This is a genomic window from Kitasatospora sp. NPDC058218 (genome assembly GCF_042882445.1).
Taxonomy (GTDB): Bacteria; Actinomycetota; Actinomycetes; order Streptomycetales; family Streptomycetaceae; genus Kitasatospora.
Map to the genome: position 1 here is coordinate 1 of NZ_JBHVWC010000075.1, position 6,677 is coordinate 6,677.

The 6,677-nt window shown below is 72.7% G+C and carries 4 protein-coding genes; 1 reads left to right on the plus strand and 3 read right to left on the minus strand.

The features are described from left to right. Positions 1 to 161 precede the first annotated feature (161 nt). Positions 162 to 1,571, minus strand: coding sequence for a GNAT family N-acetyltransferase (locus tag ACFVYI_RS35805; protein ID WP_387893373.1), 1,410 nt, complete (start codon positions 1,569 to 1,571; stop codon positions 162 to 164). Between the two features lie 31 nt (positions 1,572 to 1,602). Then, entirely contained in the window at positions 1,603 to 4,215 is a 2,613-nt protein-coding gene (locus ACFVYI_RS35810; RefSeq protein WP_387893374.1) for a hypothetical protein, read from the minus strand. Positions 4,216 to 4,541: 326 nt separating this feature from the next. Here ACFVYI_RS35810 and ACFVYI_RS35815 point away from each other — a divergent pair, with 326 nt between their 5' ends. Further along, a complete protein-coding gene (locus ACFVYI_RS35815; RefSeq protein WP_387893375.1) occupies positions 4,542 to 4,949 on the plus strand; it encodes a hypothetical protein in 408 nt (135 codons plus the stop codon). A gap of 89 nt (positions 4,950 to 5,038) precedes the next feature. Here ACFVYI_RS35815 and ACFVYI_RS35820 read toward each other — a convergent pair whose 3' ends face one another. Next, complete coding sequence (locus ACFVYI_RS35820) at positions 5,039 to 6,475, minus strand: pyridoxal phosphate-dependent decarboxylase family protein (protein WP_387893377.1); 1,437 nt, start codon at positions 6,473 to 6,475, stop codon at positions 5,039 to 5,041. Between the last annotated feature and the right edge of the window lie 202 nt (positions 6,476 to 6,677).

A 6,677-nucleotide genomic window follows, 5' to 3' on the forward strand; every position in this document is an offset into this window, starting at 1 on the left:
GTGGTGTCCCCGCGGGGGCGGCCGGGGGGCGGGCCCGCGGTGGTGTCCCGCGGGCGCGCCGGGGGGGCCCCGGGCCGGTGGGGCCCGGGGCCGGGGTGGTCCGGACGGCGGGATCGCCGTCCGGACCGGTCGTGCGGAGTGAGGATGTGGTGAAGAACCGATCACCTGCTCGGCCGGGTGGGCCAGGGGACGGGCAGCTCCTCGGCGGCCTCCGCCAGGTGCGCGGTGATCACCAGGGTGCCCTCCTCGACCTGGTAGTCCAGCGGCGCGGCCAGCTTGCGCATGGTGGCGATCAACCCGGTGTTGGAGGAGTTGGTGACGGCGTACACCGTCTCCACCCCGGCCTCCAGCGCCAGCGCGGCCATCCGCCGCATCAGGTCGAGCCCCAGCCCGCGCCGCTGCCAGTCGTCCTCGACCAGCACCGCGACCTCGGCGCTGTCGTCGTCCCACATCAGGTGCCCGAGGGCGACGATCCGCCCGTCGGCGGCCTCGACCGCGAGGGTCTGGCCGTGCCGGGCGTCCAGCAGGTGGTCCAGGTAGCGGTCGGCGTCCCGGACCGGGCCGTGGTAGCGCTTGCGCAGGGTCTCCGGGGAGCAGCGGTGGTGCATGGCCAGGGCCGCCTCGTGGTCGCCCGCGTCCGCGCGCCGGACGGTCAGGTCCGCCCCGGCGGGCAGCCTCAGCCGGGCCCGGACGTCCGGTACCCGGGGACCGAGCAGGGTGTCCAGCTCGACCAGCGCCTGGGCCCGGGCGAACTCGGTCGGGGTGAACGGCAGGTGCGGGCGGCTGAGCTCGATGAGGTCGCCGGAGGGCACCGGCAGCCGCATCACGTGCCCGTCCACCCCGCCGCCGCGCCGGGCCGCGCCCGGGTACTGCCGGATGGCGCACTGCCCGAACAGTCGGCGCAGCGCGATCGGCAGCTCGGCGGCGTCGAGTGCGGTGCGGGTCGCCAGCGCCAGGACGTGGGTGGGCACGTCCACCAGGTCGTGCGCGTCGGCCGGGTCGCTCCAGATGTCGTGCCCGCCGGCCCCCGCCACCAGCGCGGCCAGATCGGCCCGGGTGAGCGTGTGCGGCGCGCGGACGAAGAACTCGTCCACGGTGCCGTTCGGCAGCGGGTGGGACTGCATCGAGATGATGTTGACCTGCCGCTCGGCGAAGGCCGCGCAGACCCGGGCCAGGCTGCCGGGGGAGTCCTGCACCGTGGTGCGGACCCGCCAGAGCGTGGTCTGCTCGAAGTCGTGCAGCGGCCCCTTCAGCCCGTCCGGCCGGGCCGCGGCCGAGGGCGCCGGTGGGGCCGGCGGGCCGTGCAGATGGTGCCGGTGCGACCACCAGGTGTGGAACAGGGCCGTGGCGAGCAGCGCCACCGCGGACGCGGCGAGCACCACCGGGCCCTCCGGGCCGTGCACGACGATCTTGGCCACCAGGTCGGCGGCGGTCACCGAGAGGAAGATCGCGGCGAGTTCCACGGTGTCGCGGCGCCAGCGATGGGTTCTGGCGCCGCGCCGCTGGGCACGGGAGGGGGTCGGCGAGTGGTCGGCGTGGTCGGTCGTCGTCAGAGGCTCCGTGTGCTCCATGCCATCAATCTGCCGCTCCGGTGTTTCGCGATCACGAATCCCCCGTGACCTGTCGGTAAATGTCGTTGATTTCGCACGCTCGCCCGGGGTTGGAAGCGGCCCACTGCTGGCCCAGACCTCGCATCAGCTGGAGGACGATCTCGGTTGTGGCAAGCGCTCGGAATCGTTCGCCCGTTCCCCCGGTGCCCGTGCCGGAACGCTCGACCACGCCGAGCCGGGGCGAGGCGAGGAAGTCGAGGGCCTCGATCACCTCGGCCTCGGAGGCCGGTCGCTGCTGGGCCCGGAGCTCACGCCGTAGCGTCGGCACGTCGAGCCACCCCCCTTCCTGGAGCGGATCCTCGGCCTCGGTGACCAGGACGCCGACGAGCGCCCGCTCGACCTCGGTACGTCGCAGCTGCTCGTTCCAGGCCTGACGAAGGGCCAGGTGCCGCTGATCGGCGCGCAGTCCCGGATCGACAAGGGGTCGAAGTTGGGGGGGCGTCAAGGGTGTGACGGCCTGCGCGGTCACGGCGTCGGCGAGAGTGGCCACGAGGATGACGGCGACGGCGGGGTCGTCGTCCGCCGCCTTCCGCAGATGGTGATCGAAGCCGCTGCCGATGAGCAGCGTGGTCCTCGCTCCGGTCTTCGCGCGCCGCTCCATCAGGTCGGAAAGGTACGACTCGTCGTCGTGCGCGCCGCTCCACGTTGCCACGGCAACGACGGGGCTTTCGACGCCTACGCCGACACGTACGTGGCAGCCCTGCTCCTGGCTGCTGTGGTCGCTCCGGTCTTCGACCATGCCGAGGTGGGCAAGGGCGGAGAGGACGGCGGTCCGCAACTGCTCGGGAGACGCGCTGTCGAGCAAGGCGTTCCGGAGGCCGGCGGCGAGGTCAGGAGCGGTTGGCGGCCGGCCCGCGGGTGTTTCACGTGCTTGGGTGTCGGCCGTCGTATCGGCCGGCGGCTCGGTCCGGGCCGTCTGGCAACGGACAGCCTCGCCGAACGAGCGCCCGAGCGCGGTGATCCGGTACACGGTCTGGGACATCTTGGCGACCAGGTCGCACGCGAGCAGGAGGTCCAGCCGGGCCCTGATCGAGGGGATCCGCAGCGGTCGGTACTCCTGGGACGTGTAGGCCGTGGCACGCTCGGCCAGCTCTGCTGCGGTCTGTGGAGCTGTGGCGAGCTCCTGGAGGATCTCACCGAAGTAGAAGACACGCGTGTGAATGATCCGGGCCAGGTTGATCGACTCCTCGGAGTTCACCCAGGCTTCGCCTGCTTCGGTAGCCGCCCAGCTGGTGGAGGAGGCTCGCCGGATGAGGCCCAGAGACCTGGCGGTGTCCCGGGCTGCCCTCGCGCTGGACTCGCTCCTGGTGCCGGGGAAGTGTTCGAGGATCAGCTTGGTCAGGGCGTTGTCGGAAATGGACGGGGTGGCGGCTTCGGTGAGGATCCGAAGTGCCTCCAGGCGTCCGTGTTCGTCCTGGCCGCCGGGAACGTAGAGCCCGGAGGCGTACGGACGCTCCCTGAGGGCTTTCTCGTCCAGATCATGGAGGAGCTCGCCAACGGCGGGCGGGGTCACCGGGAGCTCGACGGACTCCACTTCCGCCTCCCACTCGGGTGCTCCGGGGGCGAGGAGCGGCTGGAGTTCCCCGCCTGCCTCGGTCAGGTGTACCTGCCCGTCGTACAGATCGGCCAGTCGCAGTGCCCGCAACCAGCCGGTGCGGTCGCGGACCGGGCCGGCGGACTCCCATCGCAGGCCGTAGCGCCGCTTGGCGATCTCCAGAAGGCCGTCGTGGGTGAGAGGTCCCTCGGCGAGGGCAAGCATGACCTCGCCGACGAACCGGACATGGACATGAAGGGCCCCCAAGAGATGTGAGGGATCGCCCGTCTCGTGCCAGAGCCTTGCGGCTTCGGTCGGCACGAAGCCGGTTCCCTCCCGCTTCAGGAGACCTGCACGGGCCAGCGCCGGTAGCGGTGACCGCCCACTCGCGGGTGTTCGCGTGGCTGCTGCGGCTTCGGCCTGGCCCCGGTCCAGCTCCGTGAGCAGGTTCCGCAACTGATCCGGCCACTGCGAGACGGAGCCCGGCAAGGTCGGCATGGTGCCTGTGCGGAACTCCCAGGCGTACGGCTCGACGACGGTCCGGACGGACCGGAGCGGTTGGCCCGGGCCTGTCTGCGCGACGTTCGCGGTCTCCCCGTAGCGGCCGATCCGTCCTGTTGAAGGACGATCGGGCGGCGCCGGATGGGAGCTGGTGCCGACGATCTCGCGGTCGGACCGGGCGAGAGTGTCGCCGGCGGGAGGAGCGGCCGTCTTCGACTTCCGCCGCAGCTGTAGGCGAAGTGCCGTCAGGCCCATCCAGCGCTGGGACCATTCGGTGATTTCCGGCGATGTACGCTCCACGCGTACCGGCTCGCCGTCCTCGTCGTAGGACAGCAGCACCCGAACCAGGGTTGTCAGGAACTCCCGGCCGGGCAACCGCTTGCCGGTCAGCACCTCGCTGATCCCCGATACCGACAGCCACTTGATGCTCTTGGACCGTTCGCTGATGACCTGCAACGGCGGGTTGCCTCGCGAGATCCGCAGGGACTGCAGGTCGTCGGAGAGCTCTGCCAAAAGCGTGGCGTAGTCCTTCGCGGGGTCGTTTCCGCTACCGGCGAGCGATGTGGTCACGATGATGGCCTCCCCTGGCATCGATGCCCCGAGTCCTCAGCATAGAGATTCGGCTGCTCCGGGAAGCAGGTTCATGAATTCCGCCGAAACTTGGCGAAGTGGTCCGATAGGTTGCGATGGTCGTTGCCGGAGGCGGTCCTGACCACCGGCATGTCGGCGATGCTCGGTGCTCATCGGCTTCCTACGGCCACGTACAGGTGTCTTCGCCCCGCGTGACCCGGTGGCCGCCGAACCGCTCTCCTGGGGCACATGACGAGCCATCGCGGATCTGACCCGGCATCCCGGATGCCGGGTCAGGCACGTCGGTCCCAGGTAAGGAGCAGAGGATGTCCGACAACGGTTCCGACCGGATCCGGTTCATCGGCCGGAAGCGGCAGGTCACGGCGACGGCCGAGCCGACCCTGGAGGAACGGATCAGCGCGGTCGTCCGTGTCCCCGCCCAGCGGGAGGTCGTCGAGCGATGGATCGCTTGCTTGGAACGTCCGGGTCAGCACCACCCCCGTGACTGCCCGTGCCTGTGCCGCACCACGCACACGGAGCGAAAGGCGCGCCGCCGTCGAGCCGTTGTCACCGCTGCCCAGAGCGTGCTCGTCGCCGGCGGCCTGGTGCTGGGCGGATACGGCCTCCGCCTGGTGGTGGGCGGAGGCAGCGGCCTTCACTGGTTCGCCGCCAGCGCCTTCCTCTTCGGCGCCGCCACGGCATTGCAGTTGTTCCGGCCCCGCGAGGGGGCATAGGGCCAGGGCCATGCGAACGGCCGGGGCGGCCGCCCGGACGAGCTGTGGAGTGCGTGCGGAAGTCGGGCCGTGGCGATGGTGCCGGTCGGCTACCGCACCTCGTGGGCGAGCAGTTCGGCCGCGGCCGACTTCACCTCGGTGAGGAGCAGGGCGAGGTCGGCCTCGGTGGTGTCGGCGTTGAGCAGGCAGGCGCGCAGCATCTCGTGGCCGTCGAGCCGGGCGCCGGTGACGAAGACCCGGCCGCGGCGCTGCACGGCCACCGGCAGCTCCCGGTTGAGCGTGTCCAGCGCCGTCCCGTCCAGTCCGGGGGCGCGGTGGCGGAACGCCACGATGGAGGTCTGCACCTCCGCCAGCAGCTCCAACTCGTCGTCCGCCTCGATGAGTTCCCCGAGGTGGCGGGCCAGTGCGGTGCACCGGGTGATGTCCCGGGCGATGCCGTCGCGGCCCCGGTGGGCGATGGTGGCCCACACCTTGAGGGCGCGGAACGGGCGGGTCTGTTCGGTGCCGTACTCGGAGAACCAGCCGAGCGACCCGGCCGCCTCGTCGCGCAGATAGGACGGCACCAGGCTGAAGGTGGCGCGCAGTTCCTCGGTGTCGCGCACCAGCGCGCAGCCGCAGTCCACCGGGACGCCCAGCCACTTGTGCGGGTCGAGGGCGAGCGAGTCGGCCCGCTCCAGCCCGGCGTAGCGGTGGGCGATCAGCGGGTCCAGGACGCCGAAGGCCCCGTAGGCGCCGTCCACGTGCAGCCAGAGCCGCTGCTCGGCGCAGACGTCGGCGATCGGCCCGAAGGCGTCCACGGCGCCGGTGCCGACCGTGCCGGCGGAGGCGACCACCAGGAACGGCAGCAGCCCGGCGGCCCGGTCGCGCTCGATCGCGGCACGCAGGGTGGCCGGGTCGAGCCGGCCGTCCGGTCCGGTGGCGACGGTGCGCAGGTGCCGACTGCCCAGGCCGAGCAGTTCGGCGGCCTTGCGCACGCAGGAGTGCGTCTCGCCGGTGACGTACCCGACCAGCGGCGGCATCCCGGCGAGGCCGTCCTCGCGGACGTCCCACCCGGCCGCGCGGGCGGCCCGGTTGCGGGCGGCGGCCAGGCAGACGATGGTCGCCATCGAGGTGCCCGAGGTGAGCAGGCCGCCGCCGGCCGGGTGGGGGAAGCCGACCAGCTCGGCGATCCAGCGGACCACGGCCCGCTCCAGGTGGACGTCGGCGTGGTCGCCGCCGGCCGAGCTGGGGTTCATGGCGGAGGCGGCGAGGGTGGCGAGGACGCCGGCCGGCGCGGGGGCGGAGTTCACCCAGCCGAAGAACCGCGGGTTGCCGTTGCCCATCGGGTAGGGCAGCACGTCCGCGCCGATGGTGGCGAGCAGCTCGGTGAGCGGGCGGCCGGCCGCGGGCAGCGGTGCGTCCAGCAGGGTCCGCCGGGCGGCGTCGTCCATCGGCTGCCAGACCGGGCGGTCGGGCAGCTCGGCGAGGTAGTCGCCGACCAGGTCGGCGGCGGCGTGCGCGGCGGCGCGGAAGTCCTCGGAGGTCACGGCGGGCTCCAGGTGGTGCAGGGCCTGGTGGCGCGGCGTCCTCGGCGCACCCGGTTCAGCCCGATCCTACGAAAGCGGGCCCGCGCCGGGGGGGGCGGGGCCCCGCGTGGGGGCGGGGGGGGGGGCGGGGCGCCCCGCGGGCCCGGGGGGGGGTGAGTGCCGGGGGGCGGGGGGCCCCCAGGGCCGGCGGGCGTAACCCCGC

What these genes read in the sequence shown, in the direction of transcription:
- ACFVYI_RS35805 (WP_387893373.1), bottom strand. Translation starts at nt 1,571, where the DNA reads ATGGAGCACACGGAGCCTCTGACGACGACCGACCACGCCGACCACTCG.
- ACFVYI_RS35815 (WP_387893375.1), top strand. Translation starts at nt 4,542, where the DNA reads ATGTCCGACAACGGTTCCGACCGGATCCGGTTCATCGGCCGGAAGCGG.